The organism is Paenarthrobacter sp. NPDC089675 (assembly GCF_044749185.1).
In the GTDB taxonomy this organism is placed as follows: domain Bacteria; phylum Actinomycetota; class Actinomycetes; order Actinomycetales; family Micrococcaceae; genus Arthrobacter.
Genome location: NZ_JBIVHM010000005.1, coordinates 46632 through 71965, shown reverse-complemented (window position 1 = coordinate 71965; position 25334 = coordinate 46632). Strand labels below are relative to the sequence as shown.

24 protein-coding genes are annotated in these 25334 nt (G+C 64.7%); 20 read left to right on the top strand and 4 right to left on the bottom strand.

Translation table 11 applies throughout. The annotated features are described in order from the left end of the window. Window positions 1–9 precede the first annotated feature (9 nt). Entirely contained in the window at window positions 10–1254 is a 1245-nt protein-coding gene (locus tag ACIPY2_RS12275) for a WD40/YVTN/BNR-like repeat-containing protein (protein WP_400266937.1), read from the top strand. A 7-nt stretch (window positions 1255–1261) separates the two neighbouring features. Next, window positions 1262–1549: a MoaD/ThiS family protein gene (locus ACIPY2_RS12270; protein WP_400266663.1), complete on the top strand. Its 288-nt coding sequence runs from the start codon at window positions 1262–1264 to the stop codon at window positions 1547–1549. Between the two features lie 57 nt (window positions 1550–1606). Here the strand turns inward: ACIPY2_RS12270 and ACIPY2_RS12265 are convergent, their stop codons facing one another. Beyond that, window positions 1607–1843: a hypothetical protein gene (locus ACIPY2_RS12265; protein WP_400266662.1), complete on the bottom strand. Its 237-nt coding sequence runs from the start codon at window positions 1841–1843 to the stop codon at window positions 1607–1609. Window positions 1844–2080: 237 nt separating this feature from the next. Between ACIPY2_RS12265 and ACIPY2_RS12260 the strand changes: the two genes are divergently transcribed. Next, the gene (locus tag ACIPY2_RS12260; RefSeq protein ID WP_400266661.1) at window positions 2081–4822 is read left to right on the top strand and encodes an FG-GAP-like repeat-containing protein; all 2742 of its coding nucleotides are present in this window, start codon (window positions 2081–2083) and stop codon (window positions 4820–4822) included. A 134-nt stretch (window positions 4823–4956) separates the two neighbouring features. On the opposite strand, the gene ACIPY2_RS12255 is transcribed toward ACIPY2_RS12260, so the two are convergent. Then, a complete protein-coding gene (locus tag ACIPY2_RS12255; protein ID WP_400266660.1) occupies window positions 4957–6279 on the bottom strand; it encodes an MFS transporter in 1323 nt (440 codons plus the stop codon). Window positions 6280–6479: 200 nt separating this feature from the next. On the opposite strand from ACIPY2_RS12255, the gene ACIPY2_RS12250 reads away from it, so the two are divergent. From ACIPY2_RS12250 to ACIPY2_RS12195, 12 genes are all read left to right on the top strand, one after another. After that, window positions 6480–7250 (top strand): IclR family transcriptional regulator, encoded by a 771-nt coding sequence (locus tag ACIPY2_RS12250; RefSeq protein WP_400266659.1) that lies wholly within the window; start codon window positions 6480–6482, stop codon window positions 7248–7250. 205 nt (window positions 7251–7455) lie between these two features. Continuing rightward, the gene (locus tag ACIPY2_RS12245; protein ID WP_400266658.1) at window positions 7456–8373 is read left to right on the top strand and encodes a shikimate dehydrogenase; all 918 of its coding nucleotides are present in this window, start codon (window positions 7456–7458) and stop codon (window positions 8371–8373) included. After that, complete coding sequence (locus tag ACIPY2_RS12240; protein ID WP_400266657.1) at window positions 8373–10244, top strand: bifunctional sugar phosphate isomerase/epimerase/4-hydroxyphenylpyruvate dioxygenase family protein; 1872 nt, start codon at window positions 8373–8375, stop codon at window positions 10242–10244. Before ACIPY2_RS12245 ends, ACIPY2_RS12240 begins: the two co-directional genes overlap by 1 nt. Before the next feature lie 41 nt (window positions 10245–10285). Continuing rightward, entirely contained in the window at window positions 10286–11170 is an 885-nt protein-coding gene (gene pcaH, locus ACIPY2_RS12235; protein WP_400266656.1) for a protocatechuate 3,4-dioxygenase subunit beta, read from the top strand. A 4-nt stretch (window positions 11171–11174) separates the two neighbouring features. Then, complete coding sequence (pcaG, locus tag ACIPY2_RS12230) at window positions 11175–11762, top strand: protocatechuate 3,4-dioxygenase subunit alpha (RefSeq protein ID WP_400266655.1); 588 nt, start codon at window positions 11175–11177, stop codon at window positions 11760–11762. Next, window positions 11759–13177: a lyase family protein gene (locus ACIPY2_RS12225; protein WP_400266654.1), complete on the top strand. Its 1419-nt coding sequence runs from the start codon at window positions 11759–11761 to the stop codon at window positions 13175–13177. Before pcaG ends, ACIPY2_RS12225 begins: the two co-directional genes overlap by 4 nt. Further along, window positions 13170–13973, top strand: coding sequence for an alpha/beta fold hydrolase (locus ACIPY2_RS12220; protein WP_400266653.1), 804 nt, complete (start codon window positions 13170–13172; stop codon window positions 13971–13973). Before ACIPY2_RS12225 ends, ACIPY2_RS12220 begins: the two co-directional genes overlap by 8 nt. Then, window positions 13970–14404: a 4-carboxymuconolactone decarboxylase gene (gene pcaC / locus ACIPY2_RS12215; RefSeq protein WP_400266652.1), complete on the top strand. Its 435-nt coding sequence runs from the start codon at window positions 13970–13972 to the stop codon at window positions 14402–14404. Before ACIPY2_RS12220 ends, pcaC begins: the two co-directional genes overlap by 4 nt. An 80-nt stretch (window positions 14405–14484) precedes the next feature. Continuing rightward, a complete protein-coding gene (locus ACIPY2_RS12210; RefSeq protein ID WP_400266651.1) occupies window positions 14485–15705 on the top strand; it encodes a thiolase family protein in 1221 nt (406 codons plus the stop codon). A gap of 5 nt (window positions 15706–15710) precedes the next feature. Then, a complete protein-coding gene (locus tag ACIPY2_RS12205) occupies window positions 15711–16397 on the top strand; it encodes a 3-oxoacid CoA-transferase subunit A (protein ID WP_400266650.1) in 687 nt (228 codons plus the stop codon). 2 nt (window positions 16398–16399) lie between these two features. After that, on the top strand, window positions 16400–17068 hold the full coding sequence (locus ACIPY2_RS12200) for a 3-oxoacid CoA-transferase subunit B (RefSeq protein ID WP_400266649.1): 669 nt from the start codon (window positions 16400–16402) through the stop codon (window positions 17066–17068). Between the two features lie 162 nt (window positions 17069–17230). Then, a complete protein-coding gene (locus tag ACIPY2_RS12195; RefSeq protein WP_400266648.1) occupies window positions 17231–18028 on the top strand; it encodes an IclR family transcriptional regulator C-terminal domain-containing protein in 798 nt (265 codons plus the stop codon). A gap of 17 nt (window positions 18029–18045) precedes the next feature. Here the strand turns inward: ACIPY2_RS12195 and ACIPY2_RS12190 are convergent, their stop codons facing one another. Both ACIPY2_RS12190 and ACIPY2_RS12185 read right to left on the bottom strand, forming a co-directional pair. Continuing rightward, the gene (locus ACIPY2_RS12190) at window positions 18046–18390 is read right to left on the bottom strand and encodes an iron chaperone (protein ID WP_400266647.1); all 345 of its coding nucleotides are present in this window, start codon (window positions 18388–18390) and stop codon (window positions 18046–18048) included. A 40-nt stretch (window positions 18391–18430) separates the two neighbouring features. After that, a complete protein-coding gene (locus tag ACIPY2_RS12185) occupies window positions 18431–18829 on the bottom strand; it encodes a RidA family protein (protein WP_400266646.1) in 399 nt (132 codons plus the stop codon). Window positions 18830–18966: 137 nt separating this feature from the next. On the opposite strand from ACIPY2_RS12185, the gene ACIPY2_RS12180 reads away from it, so the two are divergent. Genes ACIPY2_RS12180 through ACIPY2_RS12160 form a run of 5 tightly spaced genes read left to right on the top strand, consistent with a single transcriptional unit; the run spans window position 18967 to window position 25333 of the window. Continuing rightward, a complete protein-coding gene (locus ACIPY2_RS12180; RefSeq protein ID WP_400266645.1) occupies window positions 18967–19803 on the top strand; it encodes a fumarylacetoacetate hydrolase family protein in 837 nt (278 codons plus the stop codon). Window positions 19804–19833: 30 nt separating this feature from the next. Beyond that, window positions 19834–20316, top strand: a complete 483-nt coding sequence (locus ACIPY2_RS12175; RefSeq protein WP_144660639.1) for a cupin domain-containing protein — start codon at window positions 19834–19836, stop codon at window positions 20314–20316. Window positions 20317–20318: 2 nt separating this feature from the next. After that, window positions 20319–21185 (top strand): acyl-CoA thioesterase, encoded by an 867-nt coding sequence (locus ACIPY2_RS12170; protein ID WP_400266644.1) that lies wholly within the window; start codon window positions 20319–20321, stop codon window positions 21183–21185. Window positions 21186–21243: 58 nt separating this feature from the next. Then, window positions 21244–22914 (top strand): AMP-binding protein, encoded by a 1671-nt coding sequence (locus ACIPY2_RS12165; protein ID WP_400266643.1) that lies wholly within the window; start codon window positions 21244–21246, stop codon window positions 22912–22914. 13 nt (window positions 22915–22927) lie between these two features. Next, complete coding sequence (locus ACIPY2_RS12160) at window positions 22928–25333, top strand: bifunctional salicylyl-CoA 5-hydroxylase/oxidoreductase (protein ID WP_400266642.1); 2406 nt, start codon at window positions 22928–22930, stop codon at window positions 25331–25333. Window position 25334 lies beyond the last annotated feature (1 nt).

The window sequence follows — 25334 nt, the reverse complement described above, 5'->3', positions numbered from 1 at the left end:
GATGGTTCGATGGGTCTCATGGCAACCCCAAATACCGCACAGAGTTATGTCTTGGCGATCGGGACCAAGAAGGGACTATGGCTGGCAACCAGCACCGACCGCAAGGATTGGTCCCTCTCCGGCCCGTACTTCCTGATGAGCGAGATACCGAGCATCGGGATTGATACGCGGGACGGCAAAACACGCATCCTGGTGGGCGTCCGCTCCGAGCATTGGGGACCCACCGTCGCCCACTCGGATGACCTCGGCGCTACCTGGACCGAGCCCGAGCAGGGCGCCATCAAGTTCCCGGACGGCACCGATGCCGCCTTGGAACGCATTTGGCAGATCTACCCGGATGCCGAGTCCCGCCCCGGCGTGGTTTGGGCTGGTTGCGAACCGATTTCCGTGTGGAAGTCGATCGACGGCGGCGAGCACTTCGAGTTGAACCGCGGGCTGTGGGACCACCCGCACCGTAGTGAGTGGGGTGCAGGCTACGGCGGGGCGGCGGCGCACTCGATTGTGGTGGACCCGTCAGGGGAGAAGGTCCACATCGCCATGAGCACGGGCGGCGTCTACAGATCGCTCGACGGCGGCACGTCCTGGGAGGCCCGGAACAAGGGCATCTCGGCGTACTTCATGCCGGACCCCAACCCCGAGTTCGGCCAGTGCGTCCACAAGATTGCGGCCGACTCCAAGGTGGAGGGCCGGCTCTACGCCCAGAACCACCACGGCGTGTACCGCACGGATGACGACGGCGAAAACTGGAACTCAATCGCCGAGGGACTGCCTGCCGATTTCGGCTTCGTCATGCTCACCCATCCCCGCCGCGAAGGCACGGCTTGGGTGATCCCGCTGAAAGCCGACGGCGAACGCATCCCACCTGACAGCAGGCTCAGCGTGCACCGGACCGACGATGCCGGAAACACCTGGACCGAACTGCATACCGGTTTACCGGACCACGAATACAACGCCGTGTTGCGTGACGCCGCCGCCGTAGACACAGCAGAACCGGTTGGCGTCTACTTCGGAACCCGCGGCGGGTCGGTCTATGCCAGCGCCGACGAGGGCGAGACTTTCACCGAGGTGGCCTCACACCTGCCGGACGTGCTCTGCGTGAGGGCCGCCGTCGTGGTTGGGAACCCAACGGACGCCGAAGTACCGCCGGCAGCCGCCGAAGAGTCGGTGCTGGCGGAGGCTGCGAAGGTCGTCGAGACAGCTGCGAAAGTAGCCGGAACTCCGGACGATACTGCCAGCGCCCCGGTGCCCGGTTAGGTCCGGCGTGGCTGACATTACGGTGGTGCTGCCTGGCGTCCTGCAGCCCCTCGTCGGCGGACAGTCCTACCTGACTGCGTCCGCCGACGGAGCTGTGACCGTTGGACAGTTGCTGGACTTTGTGACTGGAGATTATCCAGTGCTGGCCCGGCGTTTGCGCGATGAAACCGGAGCGCTCCGCCGTTTCGTGAATATTTACGTGAACGGCGACGAGGTCCGGCGACTCAAAGGGCTGGATACGGAGGTTACGGGCGGCCAGGAGGTCTTGATTATCCAGTCCGTGGCCGGTGGTTGAGGGAGCGTTTGGGGTCGAGCCTGGGTCCACTTGGGGTGGTGTCCACTTCCGGGTGGCTCAGGCGACTCGCCAAACAGTGCACTCGTCGGTATTGATGGCTTTCCTCATCCCGGAGACGTGGTCCATGATCCATACAACGCCGATCCCGGGCGCCGTTTCCTGGACCAGTCCGCGGCGGATCACCACGTCGTCATAGGCGGGGCCCACCGACAGGCGGGCCTCGATCTCGTCTCCTCGGTGGAGCTGGCTGATCGCGCGTATACGTGTTGTTTGAGTTTTGACTTCCTTCAGCATGGTGTCCTCCTGGCTGGAGCTTGCGCCTGCAGTTGCCGGCTATTCCAGTGTGGCGGGGCATTGTTGCCGCCGTATTTCGGCGTGGTTAGGGTCCGGTTAGCATTGCGCGCTGCCAGCGTTTCGGCGTGACGCGCCGCCGCTGGAGGGGAGGTTCCACGGGGCTCCACCGGGGCGGTTGTACCCTGATGTCGGTTCTTGAGACTCAGGGAACCGCAAACTCCACCCCAGGGAGAATTCATGGGTTTCTTGCGGCGTTCAATCGCGGTGTCCACGGGCTTGGTGCTTTTATCCACCGGCCTCTTTTTTGTCCAGGCTCCGGCAACGGCCGTGCCGCTGCCATCCCCCGATAATCCGAACGTCAGGTTCGTTGAAGGGACACCGCATTCGGAGCACGTCTTCGAGACTCCGCCCACGGCCTCGCCCCAACCCGCCAAGGGAAGTGCCGGCGTCGAAGGCCTCTTCAGTGAAGGTGCGGCAGCGGCCGGTCCCAACGGCGATATCCGTATCCGCCTGGTCACCGCAAAGTTGGCGGACAACAGCAACACGGTTTCCATGAGCGGCGCCGAGCAAGCGGTCGCTGCCACCAGTGGCTACTGGCAAAGCATGACGGCCGGCCGACTGTCCATGACGGTGGACTCGAGGGTGGCTGGTTTCCAGTCCAGCGCCCGTTCCACCGACAGTTACCCCACCATCATGTCCACCATCACCAGCGAGCTGAAATGGTCGGCCAGCCCCTATACGGCGCTGGTGATTCTCATCCCGACTTCCACCCTTTCCGCAAACGCGCTCGGCGCCGGCTACAGCAGTGGAAGCTACAGCGGCCGTGTGTTGATGCCCCAGCTCAGCAGCTTCTCCAACAACGTCATGACCCACGAGTTCGGGCACGTCATCGGCTTGATGCACGCCGATGCCCTCCAGTGCGGTAGCGGCGTTTCGGACGTCGGAACGGACAGCAGCGGGAGGTTCACCGACCCCTCCTGCTACATCCGCGAATACGGCGACACGACTGACATCATGGGTGCGGCGCAGTATGCCCAGCCGGTGGTCAGCTCGTCGTTTTGGGACTATGCGAGCTTGGGCCGGGGCGATGAGATCCGGGATGTTGGTATCGCGAGCGGCGTGAAGAGCTACACGCTGAAACCCTGGGGCGGAACCGACGCACAGCGCGCCATCAAGTTCACCGACCCCGTGAGCAAAGAGGTCTACTTCCTTGAGCTCCGGCAACCGGTGGGGAAGTACGACGCCTACTTGGGCAACGCCGGGCAGGAGGGCAACAGGGGCGTCAAGATTGTCCAAAGAGGCGGTGCAACCGTCGCTTCGTCGCTGATCCTGATGCCTTCCACCATTCCCTTCACCGAACCTTGGTACGCGAAGAACCATGCCTGGCAGCAAGGCAGTACCTTCACCACCTACACCGGTACGCAGGTGACCATGACGGCCATCTCCGATACTTCCGCGACGGTAACCATCAACGCCGATCCGAAGCTCAAGACCCGGATGCGTTTCTCCGCCGGGGACTTCGACGGCGACAAACTCCCCGATGTCATCTCGCGCGAGGCCGACGGTTCCTTGCTCTTGTTCCGTGGCATGCCCGGAAACCGCTTGGGTGACCCCACGCAGATCGGTTCGGGCTGGGGCATATTCAACGCCGTTCTCGGCACGGCGGACTTCAACGGTGACGGCTTCGCGGACATCCTTGCCCGGACCAGCGACGGCGGACTGTGGCTTTACCCCGGCAACGGCAAGGGAGGCTTCCTGGCGCGAACGCAAGTGGGATTCGGATGGCAGGGGTTCTCGCAGTTGGTGGCAGTGGGCGACTTCAACGGCGACTCACGCAACGACCTCATCGCCGCCGGCACTGACGGACGTTTGTGGCTCTACCCGGGAAACGGATCGGGTGGGTTCCTCGCCGCCGTCCAGGTCGGGCAAGGCTGGGACGTCTTCAACACGCTCGCCCCGGCGGGTTCATTTGGCGGTGGGAAGGCCGGTCTCCTGGCCCGTTCCGGCGACGGAACGCTGTATGTCTACCCTGGTGACGGCAAGGGTGGCTTCTTGCCAAGTGCCGCCGTCGGAAGCGGATGGAACGGTACCGGTGACATCATTGGCGGCCAGGACCTGACGGGCGACAAGCTGGCCGACGTCCTCGCAGCCGCGGCCGGCGGCGGGATGACGCTCTATCCGGGTGACGGCAACGGATTTGCTGACCGGCTCACGATCGGAACGGGGTGGAACACCTTCAGCCAGGTCTGGGAGGCCGGGGATTTCGACGGCGACGGGGCGGCGGACGTTTTGGCGCGCGGCAAGGACGGCGCCTTGTGGCTGTATCCCGGCAACGGTTCGGGCGGTTTCCTGCCGAGGGTCCAGGTGGGATCGGGTTGGAACATGTTCAACTCCGTGCTGAGTGCGGGCGATTTCGACGGCGACTCACATCCGGACCTGGTGGGACGGGCCCCCGATGGGACGCTGTGGCTCTACCCGACGGACGGGAAGGGGCAGTTCCTGGCACGTCAGCAGATCGGAACCGGCTGGCAAGGCTTCACGCAGCTGCTGGCTCCCGGCGATTTCACCGGTGATGGCAAACCGGACATCGTGGCGGCTTCTCCGGACGGGACGCTCTGGGTCTACCCCGGCAACGGAACGGGCGGCTTCCTGGCCCGCAAGCAGATCGGCTCCGGATGGGACATGTTCAACCTGGTGCTGCAAGCAGGCGACTTCAATGGCGACGGCAGGGAAGACCTGCTGGGGCGTACTGCTGATGGTGGCCTGTGGCTGTACCCGGGCGATGGCAACAGCGGTTTCCTTGCCCCGTCCTACCTGGGATCGGGCTGGAATATGTTCTCCGGCATGGCTGCGTTGGGCAATGGGTTTACCGGCACGGGGAATCCTGCCGTCATCGGGGTGGCCGGCGACGGATCGCTGCTGCTGTACTCCGGGTCGGGGCGCGGCAAGTTCCAGCCGGTGACGCTGAACCCGCGGTAACCTGGCGGCGGACGCAGAATGCCCGGCATGTCGGGGAACATGCCGGGCATTCTGTTTGTCGTCATCAGTGCGCCCCAGGAAGGGTGTGCGCTCCCAGGAACCGGGAAGGAGCGCTCGGTTGGTGGGGCGTAGGCCTACTTGTAGAGGCCCAGCTGCGCAGTCGGGACCTTGGCCGATTCGCGGGCGGTCAGGGCGGAGATTGCTGCGATCACGCAGATCACTCCGCTGAAGATGGAGATCTGGACCCAACCGCCTGCTTTGGTGCCGCCCATGGCTGTCACGATGGCCGGTGCGAAGCCTGCCATCAGGAAGCCGAGTTGGGTACCGATGGCCAGGCCGGAGAAGCGGACCTTGGTGCTGAACATTTCACCGTAGAAGGAAGGCCATACGGCGTTGGCTGCGGCATAGCCGAAGGAGAAGAACACCACCGAGACCAGGAACATCAGCGGCACGTTTCCGCCTTCAAGGGTCAGCAGGAACACCGGCGTCATGATGGCGCTGGCCACGGCTCCGTAGATGAAGACAGGCTTCCGGCCGATCTTGTCTGCGAGCATGCCGAACAGGGGCTGCGTACCCAGGGCTACTACGTTGGCCGCAACGACCAACCACAGGGTGATGGTGCTGTTGACGTGGGCTACGTCCTGGGCATATTTGATGGCCAGGGTGCCGAAGACGGTGCTGACGGCCGCGATAAAGGCACAGCAAACGACGCGCAGAACGTCGCGCCAGTGCAGCCTCAGGAGGTCGGCGATGGGGAGCTTGGCAATCTGGTTGTTCTTCTTGGCTTCCTCGAATGCCGGCGGCTCGTGCAGGGTACGGCGGATGAAGTAGGCCACCATCACCACCACTGCGCTGAGCCAGAACGGGATACGCCAGCCGATGCCGTATTTGATCTCGTCGGGAAGTGCCACCACCGGAATGAAGACGAGTGCAGCCAGGATCTGGCCGCCCTGGGTACCCGTCAGGGTCCAGGAGGTAAAGAAGGAGCGGCGGTTGTCCGGAGCGTGCTCCAGGGTCATGGACGAAGCGCCGGCCTGCTCGCCTGCAGCGGAGAGACCCTGCGCCAGGCGGGCGAGGACCAGGAGGACCGGAGCCCACCAGCCGATGGTCTTGAAGTCAGGCAGGCAGCCGATCACGAAAGTAGCGGCACCCATGAGCACCAAGGTGAACATGAGGACTTTTTGGCGCCCGATCCGGTCACCGAAGTGGCCAAGGATGATCGCGCCCACGGGCCGGGCGACGTAGGCGAAACCGAAGGTCGCGAAGGACATGATGGCCGCATTGGCATCGGCGTCCGGGAAGAAGACGTGGGGGAAGATCAGCGCGGCTGCGGATCCGAAGATGAAGAAGTCGTAGTACTCGACGGCGCTGCCGAGGAAGCTGGCGAGTGCGGCTTTCTTGGGAGTACCGGTTGCGGATTCAGTGCCGGGCGTCGCTGACGGCATTGTTTGGCTCATGGGAGGTTCCTTCTGTGACAACGATGTCGCGGGTAAAGCTGGAGGGAAGGGCGAGCGAGGTGCGGCTGGCCCTTCCCGAAAGTAACCACATGGTGAGAGCTACTTGTGCAATACAGCAATAGTGGCTGTGAGTGCGGTCACTTGTCAAGAGATGTAATCACTATCTAGAAATAGCTCTCACTATGTGAGAGCATCAAGATATGAGTGTGAAAGAGGACACAAAGACCGACATGGTCGGCAAGGCCCTGAGTTTGTTGGTGCTGCTCGGCAACGAGCCAAAGGGGGCAAGCGCAGCCGACCTCGCCCGCAGCGCGAACTTGCCCTTCAGCACCACCTACCGCCTGTTGGGCTCACTGACCCGCGACGGATTCGTGGACTACGAACCGGATGGCCGCCGCTATCACCTTGGCTTGCGGGTCTTCCAGCTAGGGCAGCGCGTCTCCAATCATCACGGCTTTGCCGCCACGGCGCTTCCGGTGCTGCAGCGGGTGACCGAGCGCACGCATGAGGCCACGATCCTTTCAGTCCGCGACGGCGACCATCACCTGACGGTCAACAAGGTGGATGGGCCCAAGACTTTCCGCGTGACCAGCGATCCAGGTCATCTCGGCGCGCTGCATACGACGTCGGTGGGCAAGGCGATCGTGGCCTTCGAGACCGAGTTGGAGCGCAAGCGGCTCGTTGAAGAGTTGCCCCTTGAGGCGCTGACCGAGCACTCGATCACGGACCGCGACAAGTTCCGCGAGGAGATTGAGCAGGTCCGCCGGCAGGGGTACGCGGTCATGGATGAGGAAAACGAGATCGGCATGCGCGCCGTGGCCGTACCGGTCCTCAACTCGCAGGGCCACGCGTTCGCTTCGGTGGCCGTGGCGGTGCCGGTGTTCCGCCTGACCATGGAGGAGCTCGTCGCCCACGTCCCAACGCTCCAGGAAGCCGCTGCTGAACTCGCGGCCCGCCTGCCCCAGCGCTGACCTCGCCTTGCGAGGCCCGCTCTGCGCGCCAAGTGCGCCGAATGGCACGCAGAGCAGGCCCCGCAACGAAGGTGCGCACGCTGAGGATGTTCGCGATAAGAACAAGCGTGCGGAATATGAACAACTGTAGTAATCTGAGTCATACGCCCGGTCGGGACCGCGTTGATACGCACCGGCGGGACGTGAAAGTAAAAGGAGCTTGAGGATGAGCAACCGAGCCGAATCCGTTCTGGTGGGCCTGATTGGTGAAGGCGTCATGCCCTCGCTCACTCCGCCCATGCACGAACGCGAGGCCGATGTGCAGGGCCTTCGCTTGCTGTACCGCCCCATCGACCTGCTGGAACTCGCATTGCCGGCCACCGCCGTCGGCGATCTCCTCACAGCAGCCCAGCGGATGGGCTTCAACGGCCTGAACATCACGCACCCCTGCAAGCAGTTGGTACTGGGGCACCTTGACGAGATTTCCGACGACGCCGCTCGCCTGGGCGCCGTCAATACGGTCCTGATCCAGGACGGCCGCTTCATCGGCCACAACACGGACTTTTCCGGCTTCGGTTCGGCGCTCGCCGACGGACTTCCTGGAGCCAAGCTGGACCGGGTGGTCCAGTTGGGCGCTGGAGGCGCGGGTTCCGCCGTCGCCTACGCGTTGCTCAAAGCCGGGGTAAAGACCCTGGACCTCGTGGACATGGATTCCGCCCGCGCGGCTGAGCGTGCCGCCGAACTTGGCAGCCTCTTCACTGAAGCCACCGTCACGCCGCGTGGCCTGGACGAGTTGCCCGGGCTGATGCCCCTCGCGGACGGGCTGGTGCACTGCACGCCGGTCGGTATGGCTGCCCACCCCGGTCTGCCGCTGGATATCGCGCTCCTGGAACCCCGCCACTGGGTAGCGGACATCGTCTACCGCCCCATCGAGACGCAACTGGTCCGCGAAGCGCGCGCCAAGGGTTGCGCAGTGCTCGACGGCGGCCGCATGGCGGTTGGGCAGGCGGCCGACGCCTTCAAGCTCTTCACCGGAAGGGACGCCGACCGGGACCGGATGCGCACGCACTTCCTGGAGCTGATCGCCCTGGAAGACGCTGCAGCCTCGCTCACCGCCGGCACGTTCGCAAAGGCGGCCCACTGATGCGCACCGGAATCGCCACCGTCTGCCTGTCCGGCACCCTGAAGGAGAAGATGCAGGCCTGCGCCATCGCGGGCTTCGACGGCATCGAGATCTTCGAACAGGATCTCGTCACGTCATCGCTGAGTCCTGAAGATGTCCGCAAAATGGCCGCGGACCTGGGGCTGGGCCTGGACCTCTACCAGCCGTTCCGCGACTTCGACGGCGTCACTCCGGACTTGCTGAAAGCCAACCTCAAGCGCGCGGAGGCCAAGTTCAAGCTGATGGCCCGCCTTGGCATGGACACCATCCTGGTCTGCTCCAACGTGGCCACAGCGACCATTGATGATGACCAACTGAGGGCGGAACAGCTCGCTGAGCTCGCCGGACTGGCGGGCGACCACGGGATCAAAGTTGCCTACGAGGCATTGGCCTGGGGCAAGTACGTCAACGACTACGAGCACGCCTACCGCCTGGTGGAGATGGTGGACCACCCCAATCTGGGCACGTGCCTGGACTCCTTCCACATCCTTTCCCGCGACTGGGACACCGCGCCGATCGAGGACATCAACGCGGAGAAGATCTTCTTCGTCCAGGTAGCGGATGCCCCCAAGCTGAGCATGGACGTGCTGTCCTGGAGCCGCCACTACCGGGTTTTCCCCGGGGAAGGTCAGTTTGAACTCGCCAAGTTCATGGGCCACGTGGTCCGCGCAGGCTACACCGGGCCGGTCTCCTTGGAGGTCTTCAATGATGTGTTTCGCCAATCGGACGTGGAGCGGACGGCCGTGGATGCGATGCGCTCACTCATTTGGCTGGAAGAACAGAGCGCCAAGTGGCTGGCGGACACCTCAGCGGACACCGCCGCCGGCAACGCAGGCGCGGCCCGCCGTCGTTATCCCATGGAACTGGCCACGCTGCCGAAGGTGAACGAGCCCGCCGGGTTCAACTTCGCCGAGGTCAAGGCCGACGACACCGCCCAGCTGGAAAAACTCCTGGGCCAGCTCGGCTTCGAGTTCGAGGGCCGGCACCGCACCAAGGACGTCCAGTTGTGGACCATGGGCCAGGCCCGCGTGATCATCAATGAACAAGCGGCCTCGCACACCGAACCGGCTATCGCCGCTTTGGGGTTCGACGTCGACTCCCCGGTAATTGCCTCCGCCCGGGCCCAGCAGCTCAAGGCCCCTGTGGTCGCCCGCAAGGTGCAGGCGGACGAGGAAGTGTTCCAAGGCATCTCCGCTCCGGATTCCACCGAGATCTTCCTGTGCCAGGGAAACCCGGACGGCACGGCTGCCTGGACCCACGAATTCGGCGAAGGTCTGGAGCACGTTTCGAGCGGCACATCAGCCGTGATCGACCACGTGAATTTGGCCCAGCCGTGGCAGCACTTCGACGAGGCCGTGCTCTTCTATACGAGCGCCCTCGCCCTGGAGCCGCAGCCGTTCGCCGAGGTGCCCAGCCCCAGCGGCCTGGTGCGCTCGCAGGTCATGGAGACCAGCAACGGCGCTGTCCGGCTGGTGCTGAACCTGGCTCCGGCGCAGCAGGCCGAAAAGGCACGCAAGACTTACCAGGAACACATTGCGTTCGCCGTGGATGACCTCGTGGCGACCGCCCGCGCCGCCAAAGATCGTGGCCTCGAGTTCCTGCAGATTCCGGCCAACTATTACGAGGACCTGGATGCGCGGTTCGATCTTGAACCCGGTTTCCTGGCCACCCTCCAGGAGCTCAATCTCCTGTATGACCGGGACGCCAACGGCGAATTCCTTCACTTCTACACCGCCACAGTGGGCAGTGTGTTCTTCGAAATGGTGGAGCGCCGGGGCAACTACGACGGCTACGGAGCCCCGAATGCACCTGTCCGCCACGCCGTCCAATACGACTCGCTCCACCGGGCATAGCCGCCCGAACCCGACAAAGAATCCATAGAAAGGAGCCGGTTGTGCCGCAAGACAACACCGCACAAACCAACTCTGTTCAGGCTCTCGAATCCGAGGAACTCGTGCCGCCAGCTGAGCCACACGCCGCGCACGATTCCAAGAAGGTGGAAACGCAGGCGGACCTCAGCGCAGAGATCAAGTCGATCGGCGACCGTTATGCCGAGGCGCTGAAGAACGGCAAGGCACCGGAAACCATGCCTCGCCTGGACTACGCGCCGTACCGCAGCTCCATCCTGCGCCACCCCACCAAGAGCCTGCACCACGCGGACCCGGAGACCATCGAGCTCTACTCACCCGCGTTCGGGCACCAGGACGTGCACGCACTGGAATCTGACCTGACCATCCAGCACAACGGCGAGCCCCAGGGTGAGCGCATCATCGTCTCCGGGCGCGTGCTCGACGGCGACGGTCGTCCGGTTGCCGGGCAGCTCGTGGAAATCTGGCAGGCCAACGCTTCCGGACGCTACATCCACAAGCGTGACCAGCACCCCGCACCGCTCGACCCGAACTTCACCGGCGTCGGACGCTGCATCACCGGCGCCGACGGCTCCTACAGCTTCACCACCATCAAGCCCGGCGCGTACCCGTGGAAGAACCACCTCAACGCATGGCGCCCGGCCCACATCCACTTCTCCATGTTCGGCTCGGAGTTCACCCAGCGCATCGTCACCCAGATGTACTTCCCGGGCGACCAGCTCTTCCCGCTGGACCCGATCTACCAGTCGATCGTGGACCAGGACGCCCGTGACCGCCTGGTGGCCCAGTACGACCACGAGCTGACCAGCCCCGAATGGGCCCTCGGCTATAAGTGGGACATCATCCTGACCGGTTCCAAGCGGACCTGGACCGAGAACGAAGCATACGGCGACGCCGGGGACGAGGAGTAAGCACATGAGCAAGCTGACACCCACACCGGGCCAGACCGTCGGACCTTTCTACGGCTACGCCCTTCCCTTTAACAAGGACAACGAACTCCTGGCACCCGGCAGCCCCGGCAGTATCCGCCTCCAGGGCACCGTGTACGACGGCGCGGGCCACACCATCCCTGATGCCATCCTGGAAATCTGGCAGCCGGACTCCGAGGGCAACATCGTCCAGCGCACCGGATCCCTGGTCCGCGACGGCTACACCTTCACGGGTTGGGGCCGCGGCGCCGTGGGCAACTCCGGCGTCTACACCTTCACCACTGTCAACCCCGGTCCCCTCAAGGCCGGAGCGGCGCCGTTCATCTCCGTCGCAGTCTTCGCCCGCGGCCTCATGAACCGGCTCTTCACCCGCGTGTACCTGCCGGAGAACGAGGAGGCGCTGGCGAACGATCCGCTGCTTAGCTCCCTTGAGCCCGAGCGCCGTAAGACACTGATCGCACGCCGCGACCCCGACGGCGGCCTCACTTGGGACATCCGCCTTCAGGGTGAGGACGAGACCGTGTTCCTGGACTTCCAGCAGGACGGGTCCTTGGACCTTTCGGGACAGTCATGACCGACGGCGACTTCGGCCTCCTCAGCCCCGTCACTGCCTCGCCCGCGGTGACGGCACTGACGGGCGACCGTGCCGTGATCGCGGCGATCCTCGACGTCGAAGCTGCCTGGGCGGCTGTCCTCGAGGAAGCCGGGCTGGCCCCGGAAGGGTCCGCCGCTGTGGTGGCCGAAGCCGCCGACGTCTCTTTCTACGACGCTGCCGCTATTGCTGAACGTGCCCAAGGTGGCGGCAACCCGGTGATTCCGCTCCTGGGCGAACTCCGCGCCCGCGTGCGCAGCCTGGATGCCGCGGGGGTCGGCGCGGCTTCCGCTTTACACACCTCTCTCACCAGCCAGGACGTCCTCGACTCGGCCCTCATGCTGCTGGCAAGCCGCACCGTTTCGGCGTTGCTCACTGAGGTCAAAGGCACGACGACGGCGCTCGCCACCTTGGCCGCAGAGCATGCGGACACGCTGTGCGTGGGCAGGAGCCTGACGCAGCATGCCCTCCCGTACACGTTCGGGCTCAAGGCCGCGCAGTGGTTCCAAGGAGTGGCTGCGGCGGCGTCGAAGTTGGCCGCAGTGGAGTTGCCGGTGCAGTTCGGCGGTGCCAGTGGAACGTTGGCATCCGGGTCCAAGCTGACTGCGGGTACTTCTTCCACGCCTTTCACCCTGGCTGACTCGCTGGCCTCCAAGCTTGGCCTGACCCCCGCGCCCGCACCCTGGCACACCAACCGCCTGGCTGTCACGTCCCTTGGTGATTCACTGGCTTCACTGCTGGATTCCTTCGGAAAGATCGCCGCGGACCTCGTGTTCCTGAGCCGCCCGGAAGTCGGCGAACTCGGGGAACCCTTGGCTGCCGGACGCGGGGTTTCCTCGGCCATGCCGCAGAAGCAGAACCCCGTGCTTTCCGTGCTGATCCGCAGTGCGGCACTTCAGGCGCCGGCTCTTGCTTCCCAGCTCCACTCGGCCGCCGGCACCTTCAACGACGAGCGGCCCGACGGTGCCTGGCACACCGAATGGCCCGCGTTGCGGCGGTTGCTCGCCTTGGCCTTGGGCGCTGCGATCCAACTGCGTGAACTCAGCGAGGGACTCCGGGTGTTCCCCGAAGCCATGCGCCGGAACCTGGAGATCTCCGGTCCGCTGCTCCTGAGCGAAGGTGTGTCGGCCGCCGTCGCACCCCTCCTGGGCGAGGACGGGAAGCAAAAGCTGCAGGCCGTCGTCGACCAAACCCTGGCGGCGCCTGCAACGCAGCAAGCGGACACCTACCGCAAGCTGCTGCGGGAGGCCGTCGCGGCTGAAGCACTCTCCGAGGACCAACTGGACGCCCTGCTGGATCCCGCAAGCTACCTCGGCGAGGCTGCGGAAATAAGCCGCCGCATCCTTGCCGCCTATCCCGAATTCACCGCTTCAACGAAGGGAGCACCCCGTGGCTAAGCCAATCGTCAAGGCTGTGCTGCTGTCCCCGCAGCGCGAACTGGGAGCCAAGCCGCTCCTGGTGTTGGGCCCGTCGCTTGGTACCTCCACGGTGCTGTGGTCCGAAACCGCGGCCCTCCTCGGTGACGAGTACGACGTCATCGGCTGGGACCTCCCCGGCCACGGCATCTCGCCGGCCGCCACGCAAGGTTTCGATGTCGCGGAACTGGCTGACGCCGTCGTCGATCTTGTTGACTCTGTTGCTCCGGGCGCGAGGTTCCATTACGCGGGCGTTTCGCTGGGCGGGGCCACAGGCCTGCAGCTCGGCATCAAGCACGGCGACCGCCTCCGCAGCCTGTCCGTGCAGTGCAGCGGCGCCAAGCTCGGCACCCCGGAGGGCTGGCTGGAGCGGGCGGAAACCGTGCGCTCGCTGGGCACGCCGGTGATGATCCAGGGTTCGGCCGAACGCTGGTTCGCGAAGGGCTTCATGGACCGTCAGCCGGAGATCAGCAGCCGGTTGCTGCATGCCCTTCGCGACGCAGACCGTTTCAGCTACTCGTTCTGCTGCGAAGCCCTCGCCGCGTTCGACGTCCGCGAGCAGCTCGGCAGCATCACCGTCCCCACACAGGCGATTGCCGGCGTCGAGGACACTGTTGCGCCGCCGTCGGTCGCCGAGGAGATTGTCTCGGGTGTCCGCGCGGGTGGCACCTTGGCGGTGGCGGAAGCGCTCGACGGCGTCGGGCACCTTGCGCCTGCCGAGGCGCCCGCCGTCGTGGCTGGTTTGATGCGGAACTTCATGAAGGAGAACGGACTGTGAGCTTGTCTTCAGAGCGGAACGGGGCTGTCCAGCCGGAGGCCACGGCGCAGGACATTTACGACGCCGGCATGGTGGTCCGGCGTGAAGTGCTCGGTGACGCGCATGTAGACCGTGCCAACGCCGCGAAGGATTCCTTTACCGAGGACTACCAGGACATGATCACCAGGATTGCCTGGGGTGGGATCTGGACGCGGCCGGGGTTGAGCCGTCAGATGCGCTCGGCGGTGACGCTGACGGCGCTGGTGGCTCACGGTCACTGGGAGGAGTTGGCCATGCATGTCCGGGCCGCCCTCAACAACGGCCTGAGCAGGGACGAGATCAAGGAAATCCTGCTGCAGACCGCGATCTATTGCAGTGTCCCGTCGGCCAACTCGGCGTTCAAGACGGCGCAAAAGGTCTTCGCAGAAATCGATGCAAACTCACCCAACTAGGGGACAGCAAACGTCCCACTGAACGCCCGTAGCGACGTTTACTGTCCCCCAGTTGGGTACCAAGAAACGAAGGAAATCTTATGAACCAGGCTTTTGTGTACGATGCCGTGCGCACGCCGTTTGGCAAGTTCGGCTCCGGGCTTGCTGCTGTCCGTCCTGATGACTTGGCTGCGCATGTGGTCCGTGAGTCTGTGCGCCGGGCCCCGGGGCTTGATGTCGAGCGGATCGACGAAGTGGTCTTCGGCAACGCGAACGGCGCTGGCGAGGAAAACCGCAACGTGGCGCGCATGGCCACGCTGCTGGCTGGCCTGCCGGTCTCGATTCCGGGCACCACCGTGAACCGCCTCTGTGGCTCGTCCCTGGACGCGGCCATCATCGCTTCGCGGCAGATCAACGCCGGCGACGCCGACGTCGTGTTGGTTGGCGGGGCGGAGTCGATGTCGCGTGCGCCGTGGGTGCTGCCCAAGACCTCCAAGCCCTACCCGGCCGGCGACATGACCCTGGCTTCGACGACGCTGGGTTGGCGTTTGGTGAACCCGGCGATGAACAAGGACTGGACCATTTCCCTGGGCGAGGCCACGGAGCGGCTGCGGGAGAAGTACGGGATTACACGTGAGCGGCAGGATGCGTTCGCGGCTGACTCGCACAACCTGGCGGACGCCGCGTGGAACGAAGGGTTCTACGATTCTTTGGTGTCGCAGGTGCCGGGCACGGAGCTGGTCCGCGACGAAGGAATCCGCGCGGGCTCCTCAGCAGAGAAACTGGCGGGGTTGAAGACGGTGTTCCGTCCCGAGGGTTCAGGGCCCGACGGCGGCACGGTCACCGCCGGGAACGCCTCGCCGTTGTCCGATGGTGCTTCCGCGGCGTGGATCGGTTCCGAAGCTGCCTCTTCCATTCTTGGCCTGGAGCCATTGGCCCGTATCGCCGGCCGTGGCGCGCACGGCAACGATCCCCAGTTCTTCGGGTTCGCCCCGGTGGAGGCCGCGAACAAGGCCCTCGCGAAGGCGGGCATCGGCTGGGACCAAGTTGGCGCCGTCGAACTTAACGAGGCGTTCGCCGCGCAGTCGCTGGCGTGCATTGATGCGTGGGGGATCGACCCGTCGATCGTGAACCGTCACGGCGGTGCGATCGCCATGGGCCACCCGCTCGGTGCCTCGGGCACACGCATCCTTGGCACGCTGGCCCGTTCCTTGCAGGCGTCGGGCCAGCGTTGGGGTGTCGCCGCGATCTGCATCGGCGTTGGCCAGGGACTGGCCGTCGTGCTGGAAAACGTATCCTCTGGCGTTTCGGAAGGAGTCTAAGGGCGATGTTGAATTTCATTGACACTGTTGGCGAGGCGGTCGCCGGGATCAGGGACGGTTCCACGGTGATGATCGGCGGGTTCGGCAATGCCGGGCAGCCGTTCGAGCTGATCGATGCGCTGATGGATTGTGGCGCGAAGGACCTGACCGTGGTGAACAACAACGCCGGCCAGGGTGACCAGGGCCTGGCGTTGCTGATCAAGGAAGGCCGGGTCAGGAAGATGATCTGTTCCTTCCCACGCCAGTCCGATTCCTGGCACTTCGACGCGAAATACCACGCTGGTGAGATCGAGTTGGAGCTCGTGCCCCAGGGCAATCTGGCTGAACGCATCCGTGCTGCCGGGGCCGGTATTGGCGGGTTCTTCACGCCCACCGGGTTCGGCACCACGCTGGCCGAGGGCAAGGAAACGCGGTTCCTTGACGGGAAGTGGCAGGTGTTTGAGACTCCGATCCACGCCGATGTCGCCCTGATTAAGGCGCTGAAGGCCGATGGCAAGGGCAACCTCGTCTACCGCAAGACCGCGCGGAACTTCGGTCCGATCATGGCCGCCGCGGCAAAACACACCATTGTGCAGGTCTCGGAGATCGTGCCGACCGGTTCGCTGGATCCGGAGAACGTGGTGACGCCGGGGATTTACGTCAACAGCGTGGTCCGCGTGGGTTCTGCCGACGCAACAGGAAAGGTGGCCTGAGCATGGGCACGCAAACAAGCATCCAGACCTCGGAGAAGCCACTGGGCCGCGACGAACTCGCGCAGCTGGTAGCCCGCGACATCGCCCCCGGCTCCTTCGTAAACCTTGGTATCGGGCAGCCGACGCTGGTGTCGAACTACCTCACCGAGGACCAGAACATCACCCTCCACACGGAGAACGGGATGCTCGGCATGGGCCCGGCCGCGGAAGGGGACGCCGTTGACGGTGACCTGATCAACGCCGGCAAGATTCCCGTCACGGAGCTGCCCGGCGCCTCCTACTTCCACCACGCAGACTCGTTCGCGATCATGCGCGGCGGGCACCTGGACATCTGCGTCCTCGGCGCCTTCCAGGTCTCGGCCACCGGTGACCTCGCGAACTGGCACACTGGCGCACCCGACGCGATCCCCGCCGTCGGAGGTGCCATGGACCTGGCCACCGGCGCGAAGGACGTCTTCGTGATGATGACCCTGCTGACCCGCGACGGTGCCTCCAAGCTGGTGGAACAGTGCACGTACCCGCTGACTGGCGTCGGCTGCGTCACTCGCGTGTATACCGATAAAGCCGTATTCCTCACGGGCCCCGAAGGCGTCACCGTCCGCGAAACCTTCGGCTGCACCTTCGAAGAAATCCAGGAACTCGTGCCGCTGCCCCTGAAAAAGGCAGAGTAGGCCTCGCGTTGTGGGGCCCGCTGAACGCGCTAACTCCACGAAATGGCGCGCAGAGCAGGCCCCGCAAGTTTGGATCCCCTTGTTGTGGGGCCCGCTGAGCGTGGAAACCCGTGGGTTTGGCGCGCAGAGCGGGCCCCGCAACGCACTCTACGATTGGTAACCATGAGCGAATCCACGGCAACCCCGCAGGCCAGCGACCAGTACGTGCAGTCGTTGGCGCGGGGTCTTGCTGTGATCCGGGCCTTCGATGCCAACAACCCGGTCATGACCCTCAGCGAAGTCGCGGCCCGCACGGACCTCACCCGTGCCACGGCCCGACGCTTCCTGCACACCCTCGTGGAGCTCGGCTACGTACGGACCGACGGCAAGACCTTCGCGCTCACGGCCAAGGTTTTGCAGCTGGGCTACTCGTACCTATCGGCGCTGTCCCTGCCGCAGTTGGCCCAGCCGCACCTTGAGGAGCTGTCCCTGAAGCTGGGGGAGTCGACGTCGGCCGCAGTCTTGGACGGGCAGGACATCTTCTACGTTGCCCGGGTAGCCACCAAACGCATCATGAACGTGGGCATCACCGTGGGCACCCGCTTCCCCGCCTACGCCACCTCGATGGGCCGCGTCCTGTTGGCAGGCCTGCCACCGGCCAAGCTGGATGCGTATCTGGAGGACGCCGAACTCAAGCCCCTCACCCCGCGAACCGTCGCCAGCGCGCCCGACTTGAGGGCCGCCGTCGAGCGTGTCCGGACGCAAGGCTGGTGCCTGCTGGACCAGGAACTGGAACTCGGCCTGATGTCCATCGCGGCACCGGTCCACAACCGCAACAACGGCGATACCGTCGCGGCGATCAATGTGTCACTGCAGGCCCAGGCGGTCGCTGCGCAGCCGGAGGGCTATCTGGATTCGGTCCGCGCGGAAGTGGTCGCCACCGCGGACGCGATTTCGCAGGACGTCTCCGCCAAGCACTGAACCGCTGGGTGAGGGGGCTACTTTCGGATCGCCGCGAGCCGGGTCTCCAGGATCCGCCGGACCATCGAGTCCGGAACGGGGTTGTCCGCCGAGAACCGCAGTGTCCCCGGCGACCACGAATACCCGCCGAGCTCCTCGGACATCTCCGGCAGGATCTGTCCGCTGAACGGGTAGAGCGCCAGGTGTTTCTTGGTTTCGATGACGCTCACTAAGCCCTTGCCGTCCACCAGCAACGCGGGCATCCCATAGCTGGTGCCTTCCTCGGCGTCGGGCGCCAGTTCCCGGGCAATCTCCACAATCCTTTCCAGGACGGGGCGGTTCGGCCCTGAAACGCTGTCCAAGTATTCAGTGACGGTTCCCATAGGGATATGGTGCCGCACGCCCGTCCGGGTGCGCAGTAACTTAGCGCTCCCGAATCACCGCGATGCCCTGGATTTCGATCATGGCTTCCTTCTGCCACAGCCGGGTGACTCCGATGCCCGCCATCGCGGGGTACTGCGAGCCGGCCATTTCGCGCCAGATGCGCCCGATCTCCCGGCCGTTGGCCATGTAATCGTCCACGTCCGTGAGGTAGATGGTCACGTTGACCAGGTCCTCGGGCTGGCCGCCGGCTTCCCGGAGCGTGGTGAGGACGTTGGAAAACGCCTGCGTGAACTGCTCCACGATGCCGCCGGGAACGATGTTCATGTCCTTGTCCAGCGCAGTCTGGCCACCCAGGAACACGGTGTTTCCGGCGAGCATGCCGTGGGCGAATCCGGATGGCTTAGGCAGTGATTCCGGGTTGATGGTCTTGTGGCTCATGGTGGTCCTCCTCGGTTCTGGCAGTTGCGAAAACTTTTGAAAAGCCCCTATGCAGATCATTCCCGCCCTGCTACGTTGAGCATATGTGACGATCGTAAAAAAGTCGACACATCGAATATCTCGAAGGGAACCCAGCGATGAAACTAGCCACCCTGCGCACCTCGGGCGGACGTACGACGGCGGCACTCGCCACGGGCGACGGTACGTACGTCGCGCTTCCGGCCACTGATGTGGGCGCGTTCCTGAGCAGGAAGAATTGGCGACTCATCGCCCTGGCGGCCGAGGGTGAGGAGATGGGCAACCCAGACTTCGCACCCCTCCTCCCCAATGCGGGCAAGGTGATCTGCTGTGGTTTGAACTACGGAGATCACATCCAGGAGATGGGCCGCGACCTCCCCGAATACCCCACACTGTTCGCCAAGTACGCGGACACGCTGGTCGGCGCCAATGACCCCGTGGAAGTCCACGGCAGCGGGCGCGTGGACTGGGAAGCCGAGCTGGCCGTCGTCGTGGGTTCCGAGCTTTACCAAGCGGACGAGGACCAGGCCCGCGAGGCAATCGCCGGGTACACCGTGGCCAACGACGTCTCCATGCGCGACTGGCAAAACCGGACGCTGCAGTGGTTCCAGGGCAAGGCCTGGGACCGCACCACTCCGGTGGGCCCGGTGATGGTCACCGCTGACGAGGCCGGAGAGCACTTCCAGGTCAAGGGCTACGTCAACGGCGAGCTCGTGCAGAACGGCAACACCCGCACGCTCGTCTTTGGCCCGGCCCAACTGCTGTCCTACATCTCGCAGTTCACCGTCCTGCGTCCAGGGGACCTTGTCCTCACGGGAACGCCGGGGGGAGTGGGCATGGGCATGACGCCGCCGCGTTTCCTGCAGGACGGCGACACCCTGGTCACTGAAATCGGGGGGATCGGCCGGCTGGAAAACCGGTTCGCGATCCACGCCAACGCCAACGCCCTCGCCTAAAAACACTGTCTAAGACAAAGGAGAAACCCCATGAGCCAGGCCACCACCGAATACCGCCTCGAAGGCGACAACTCCATCTACGCCCAGCCCGATGGCAAGGTAGTCCCCGTCGTCACCCGTGCCGGCGCCGAGGACACGAATACGGCCCAGTCCGGCGACTGCATCCGCGTTTCCGGTGTCAGCATCCAGCACACCCCGGCAACCAAGATCTGGTTCGGCCAGGTGTCCAACACTCCGGGCTACCGTTCGCTCCCGCACCACCACGGCGAAGCAGAAACGGGCGGCTACGTCCTCCGCGGCCACGGACGCATCTACTTCGGCGAGAACTACAGCGAGTTCATCGACATGAAGGCCGGGGACTGGGTGTTCGTGCCGCCGTTCATGCCGCACGTCGAAGCGAACATGTCCGTCACGGAAGAACTCGTCTGGCTCACGGCCCGCACCCCGGAGAACCTCGTGGTCAACCTCGAGGACGTTCCGGACGAGACCCTCGCCGACTACCGCCGGGCCTAGCCATGATCACGGGAATCCTGACGTCGGAGACCTTCCTCCGGGCTGTTGAACTGACAAAGACCGAGGCGCAGGTCTTTGACGAAGCCTATGAGGCCACTACCCAGTACGTTCCGTGGCCCAAGGCTTACGGTGGAGACATGGTGGCCCAGGCCGCAGCGGCGATGATGCGCTCGGTGGATGCCGACCGGCAGCTCCACTCGATGCACAGCTACTTCATGCGCCCCGTGGATATCGGTTCAACGGTCCGGTACGAGGTGGAGCGCCTGCGGGATGGCCGCGGTTACTCCACCCGCACCGTCCGGGGGTTCCAGAACGGCAAGCCCGTGTATGTCGCGATGGGTTCGTTCCAGGTTCCCGAGGGCGGGCCGGACTTCCAGCCCGAAGCGCCAGCCGCCGTCGAGCCTGAATCGCTGCGTTCCGCAGCCGAGGCCCTGTCCGAAAGCGAGGGCCCAGCCGCCGATTACTGGGCAACTGGCCGTAGTTTCGACATGCGGCATATTCCGGGTCCGGTATATGTCGAACTCGAAGGCGGGAGAGCCCCGCAGCAGGCAATTTGGGTCAAGGCCTTCGACACCCTGCCCGATGACGCCAACCTCCAACGCACCGCCCTGGCTTACGTGTGCGACTACACCATCCTCGAACCGCTGCTTCGGGTCCACGGCCTCAACTGGTCCAGCCCCGGACTCGCCACCGCCAGCCTGGACCACTCCATGTGGTTCCACCGCGACGGTCGCGTGGACGACTGGGTGCTGTACGCCCAGGACGCCATCTCCGGCCAAAGCAACCGCGGCCTCGCCATGGGCCGCTTCTTCGACCGCCAGGGACGACTCCTCGCGACCGTCGCCCAAGAGGGCATGATCCGCGCCTGAACGGCTGTCGCCGCAAGACATCCCCAGCCCCAACGACGCACCACTGAAAGGAACGGCCATGAGCATGTTGCCATCGGCCCATGTGGACACGTTCACCCGTGACCACTTGCCGTCCGCCGATACCTGGCCGGCGTTCGAATTCACCCTCCCCGAACTGAACTACCCGGACCGGCTGAACGCCGCCACCGTGCTGATCGACGACGCTGTCGCCCGGCATGGCGTCGACCGCCCCGCCCTCCGCACTCCAGACGGCGTTGTCTGGACGTACGGCGAGCTCCAAACCCGCTCCAACCAGGTGGCCCAAGTACTCACCGAGGACCTCGGCGTGGTTCCCGGCAACCGCGTGCTGCTCCGCGGCCCCAATAACCCGTGGATCGTCGCAGCGTGGCTCGGTGTCCTGAAAGCCGGCGCAGTGGTGGTCACCACCATGCCCATGCTGCGGTCCACCGAAGTCGCCACGATCATCCAGCTCACCAAGCCCGTGGTCGCGATCTCGGACCACCGCTTCGTGGACGAGCTCGCAGTCGCGGCCGGTGCGGACGTGACAGTCCTGACTTACGGAAAGAACGACGACGGCGACCTCACCGCCCGCTGCCAGGGCAAGACCGGGGAGTTCACGGCAGTGGACACGTCCTCGGACGATGTTGCCCTGCTGGGACCCACATCCGGAACCACGGGCGTGCCGAAGGTGACCATGCATTTTCACCGGGACATCCTGGCCAACGCGGACACGTTCGCTCGGTACATCCTTGAGCCCACCGCTGATGATGTTTTCGCGGGTTCTCCTCCGCTGGCCTTCACCTTCGGCCTTGGCGGACTGGTGGTCTTCCCGTTGAGGTTCGGTGCATCTGCGTTGCTGGCGGAGAAGGCCGGTCCGGTGGAATTGGCTGAGCGGGCAGCGGAAGCCGGAGCCACGGTGCTCTTCACTGCGCCCACCGCGTACCGAGCGATCCTGAAGGAGAAGCGCGGGGACCTGCTCAACGGCCTCCGGGTGGCAGTTTCGGCAGGAGAGCACCTGTCCAAGGAAACCTGGGAAGCGGTCCACGAAGCCACCGGCCAGCGGTTGGTCAACGGCATCGGCGCCACGGAAATGCTGCACGTGTTCATTTCCGCCGCCGGGGACGACATCCGTCCCGGGACCACGGGAAAGGCCGTGCCGGGCTACCGGGCCACCATCCTGGACCAAGAAGGCCAGGAGCTTGGCCCCGGACAGACCGGGCGACTCGCGATCATAGGCCCCACCGGCTGCCGGTACCTGGACGATCCCCGGCAACTCAACTATGTAGTGAACGGCTGGAACGTCACGGGGGACACGTTCTCCATGGACGAGGACGGCTACTTCACGTACCAGGCCCGCTCGGACAACATGATCGTCTCCTCCGGGTACAACATCGGTGGCCCCGAGGTTGAGGCGGCCATCGACCAGCACCCGGACGTGGTGGAGAACGCGGTCATCGGCATCCCGGACGAGGAGCGCGGCAGCATTGTGTGCGCCTTCGTGGTCCTGCGTGAGGGCGTCACCGGCGACGCTGCCAAACGCAAGGAAATCCAGGACTTCGTGAAGCAAACCATCGCCCCTTACAAGTACCCCCGCGATGTCCGCTTCGTCACCGAACTTCCGCGCAATCCCAGCGGCAAACTGCAGCACTTCAAACTGCGCGACCGCGTCCTGGCAGAGGACATCCCCAGCACCAACGAACTTACCGCCGCAGGCCAGAGCCAGGCGTAGAAGGAGCATCACCATGAAGATCGCAATCGTCGGAGGCGGCCCGGGCGGCCTGTACTTCGCAGCACTGATGAAGCAGCTGGATCCGTCCCACGACATCACCCTCTGGGAACGCAACGCTGCCAGCGATACCTTCGGTTTCGGCGTCGTGTTTTCCGATGAGACCCTCGGCGGCATCGGCAACGCGGACCCGGTGGTGGCCGAGTACATGAGCCGCCGTTTCGCGCGTTGGTCCGATATCGACATCCACTTCCGCGGCGAAACCATCACCGTGGGCGGCCAAGGCTTCGCTGCCATGAGCCGCAAGGAGCTGCTGGAACTGCTGCAGCGCCGCTGCATCGAACTGAACGTTGACGTCCGGTTCAGCACGCTGGCCCCCGCCATCGAGGAGCTGGAAGCCAACTACGACCTGGTGCTTGCGGCAGACGGCATCAACTCCCAGATCCGCGCAAAATACGCCGACTCCTTCAAGCCCAGCCTGGATCCCCGCACCAACAAGTTCATGTGGCTCGGAACGGACCAGGTTTTCGAGGCCTTCAAGTTCTTCGTCAAGGAAACCGACTGGGGTGTCATGCAGATCCACGGCTACCCGTACTCGGATGAGGGTTCGACGTTCATTGTGGAAATGCACCAGGACGTCTGGCACGCCGCGGGCTTCGACGAGACCGCCAATGAAGTCTTTCCTCCGGGCGTCTCCGACGAGAAGTCCATCGCCAAGATCCGCGAGATCTTCGCCGAGGAACTGGACGGCTACGAGGTCCTCACCAACAACTCCAAGTGGATCAACTTCACCACGGTCCGCAACCAGAGCTGGCGCAAGGGCAACGTGGTCCTGCTGGGCGACGCCGCCCACACCGCCCACTTCTCCATCGGCTCCGGGACCAAGCTGGCCATGGAAGACTCCCTGGCATTGGCCGCCTGCCTGCACGAGCACGCCGATCTGCAGGACGCCCTGGAAGCCTACGAAACCGAGCGCCGTCCCGTGGTCGCGTCCACGCAACGGGCGGCCCAGGCTTCCCTGGAGTGGTTTGAGCGTATCGGCCAGTACAAGGACCAGGACCCCACGCAGTTCGCGTTCAACCTGCTCACCCGCAGCCGCCGCATCACCCAGGAGAACCTGCGCCTGCGGGACCCTGAATTCGCGGACGCCGTGGACCGCAACTTCGCGGAATCGCAGGGCCTCAGCGAGGTTGCGCCGGCGATGTTCCAGCCCTTCAGCATCGGCGAACTCGAGCTGAAGAACCGCATCATCGTCTCGCCCATGGACATGTACTCCGCAACGGACGGCATCCCCGGCGACTTCCACAAGGTCCACTTGGGCTCCAAGGCCCTCGGCGGCGCCGGACTGGTGATGACCGAAATGGTGTGTGTCTCCGAAACCGGCCGCATCACCCCCGGTTGCAGCGGCCTCTACACGGACGAGCAGCGGGACAGCTGGAAGGAAATCGTCGATTTCGTCCACGCCCGTTCCAGCGCCAAGATCGGTGCACAGCTGGGTCACTCCGGCCGCAAGGGCTCTACCAAGCTCATGTGGGAAGGCATCGACCAGCCCCTCGACTCCGGCAACTGGACCGCCGTAGGACCTTCTGCCCTGCCGTACAGCGCCGAAAACCAGACCCCGGTGGAGCTGGACCGCGCGGGCATGGACGCCATCAAGGCCGAGTTTGTCGCCGCCACAAAGCGCGCCGATGAAGCGGGCTTCGACCTCCTCGAGATCCACGCCGCCCACGGCTACCTGCTGTCGTCTTTCCTGTCGCCGGTTTCCAATCAGCGGACGGACGAATACGGTGGCAGCCTGGGGAACCGGCTGCGGTTCCCGTTGGAAGTGTTCGACGCCGTCCGCGCGGCCTGGCCGGCCAGCAAGCCGGTGACGGTACGCATCTCCGCAACAGACTGGATCGACGGCGGCAACACCTCGGATGATTCGGTCGCCATCGCCAAGGCTTTTGTTGAGCACGGTGCCGCCGGCCTGGACATCTCCACCGGCCAGGTTGCCAAGGAAGAGAAGCCCGCGTTCGGACGCAGCTACCAGACCCCGTTTGCTGACCGCATCCGGCAGGAAGTTGCCGCTCCGGCAGGCGTGGCAGTGATCGCCGTCGGCGCCATCTCCAGCTACGACGACGTGAACTCGATCCTGCTCGCCGGGCGGGCCGACCTGATCGCTTTGGGCCGCACCCACCTGTACGATCCCCAGTGGACCCTGCACGCAGCAGCCGAGCAGGAGTACCAAGGCCCCGGTGCAGACTGGATTCCCCAGTTCCGAGCCGGCCGCCGGAAGCCGCCGAGCTCACGAACCGATGCCATCCGCCCGCGTTTGTCCCTCCTGAAGGAACCGGAAACCGATGAAGCCACCAACCACCTCCGCTGGACGCCGGCCGCAACGGCTGCATCAGCCCGTTCAGCATCGGTCCTGGTGAAGTAGC

Bases quoted from the DNA above. Each gene is read 5' to 3' on its own strand.
- ACIPY2_RS12275 (WP_400266937.1), top strand. From the start codon at position 10: ATGGGTCTCATGGCAACCCCAAATACCGCACAGAGTTATGTCTTGGCG.
- ACIPY2_RS12265 (WP_400266662.1), bottom strand. From the start codon at position 1,843: ATGCTGAAGGAAGTCAAAACTCAAACAACACGTATACGCGCGATCAGC.
- ACIPY2_RS12260 (WP_400266661.1), top strand. From the start codon at position 2,081: ATGGGTTTCTTGCGGCGTTCAATCGCGGTGTCCACGGGCTTGGTGCTT.
- ACIPY2_RS12255 (WP_400266660.1), bottom strand. From the start codon at position 6,279: ATGAGCCAAACAATGCCGTCAGCGACGCCCGGCACTGAATCCGCAACC.
- ACIPY2_RS12250 (WP_400266659.1), top strand. From the start codon at position 6,480: ATGAGTGTGAAAGAGGACACAAAGACCGACATGGTCGGCAAGGCCCTG.
- ACIPY2_RS12245 (WP_400266658.1), top strand. From the start codon at position 7,456: ATGAGCAACCGAGCCGAATCCGTTCTGGTGGGCCTGATTGGTGAAGGC.
- ACIPY2_RS12240 (WP_400266657.1), top strand. From the start codon at position 8,373: ATGCGCACCGGAATCGCCACCGTCTGCCTGTCCGGCACCCTGAAGGAG.
- pcaG (WP_400266655.1), top strand. From the start codon at position 11,175: ATGAGCAAGCTGACACCCACACCGGGCCAGACCGTCGGACCTTTCTAC.
- ACIPY2_RS12225 (WP_400266654.1), top strand. From the start codon at position 11,759: ATGACCGACGGCGACTTCGGCCTCCTCAGCCCCGTCACTGCCTCGCCC.
- ACIPY2_RS12210 (WP_400266651.1), top strand. From the start codon at position 14,485: ATGAACCAGGCTTTTGTGTACGATGCCGTGCGCACGCCGTTTGGCAAG.
- ACIPY2_RS12205 (WP_400266650.1), top strand. From the start codon at position 15,711: ATGTTGAATTTCATTGACACTGTTGGCGAGGCGGTCGCCGGGATCAGG.
- ACIPY2_RS12200 (WP_400266649.1), top strand. From the start codon at position 16,400: ATGGGCACGCAAACAAGCATCCAGACCTCGGAGAAGCCACTGGGCCGC.
- ACIPY2_RS12195 (WP_400266648.1), top strand. From the start codon at position 17,231: ATGAGCGAATCCACGGCAACCCCGCAGGCCAGCGACCAGTACGTGCAG.
- ACIPY2_RS12190 (WP_400266647.1), bottom strand. From the start codon at position 18,390: ATGGGAACCGTCACTGAATACTTGGACAGCGTTTCAGGGCCGAACCGC.
- ACIPY2_RS12185 (WP_400266646.1), bottom strand. From the start codon at position 18,829: ATGAGCCACAAGACCATCAACCCGGAATCACTGCCTAAGCCATCCGGA.
- ACIPY2_RS12180 (WP_400266645.1), top strand. From the start codon at position 18,967: ATGAAACTAGCCACCCTGCGCACCTCGGGCGGACGTACGACGGCGGCA.
- ACIPY2_RS12175 (WP_144660639.1), top strand. From the start codon at position 19,834: ATGAGCCAGGCCACCACCGAATACCGCCTCGAAGGCGACAACTCCATC.
- ACIPY2_RS12170 (WP_400266644.1), top strand. From the start codon at position 20,319: ATGATCACGGGAATCCTGACGTCGGAGACCTTCCTCCGGGCTGTTGAA.
- ACIPY2_RS12165 (WP_400266643.1), top strand. From the start codon at position 21,244: ATGAGCATGTTGCCATCGGCCCATGTGGACACGTTCACCCGTGACCAC.
- ACIPY2_RS12160 (WP_400266642.1), top strand. From the start codon at position 22,928: ATGAAGATCGCAATCGTCGGAGGCGGCCCGGGCGGCCTGTACTTCGCA.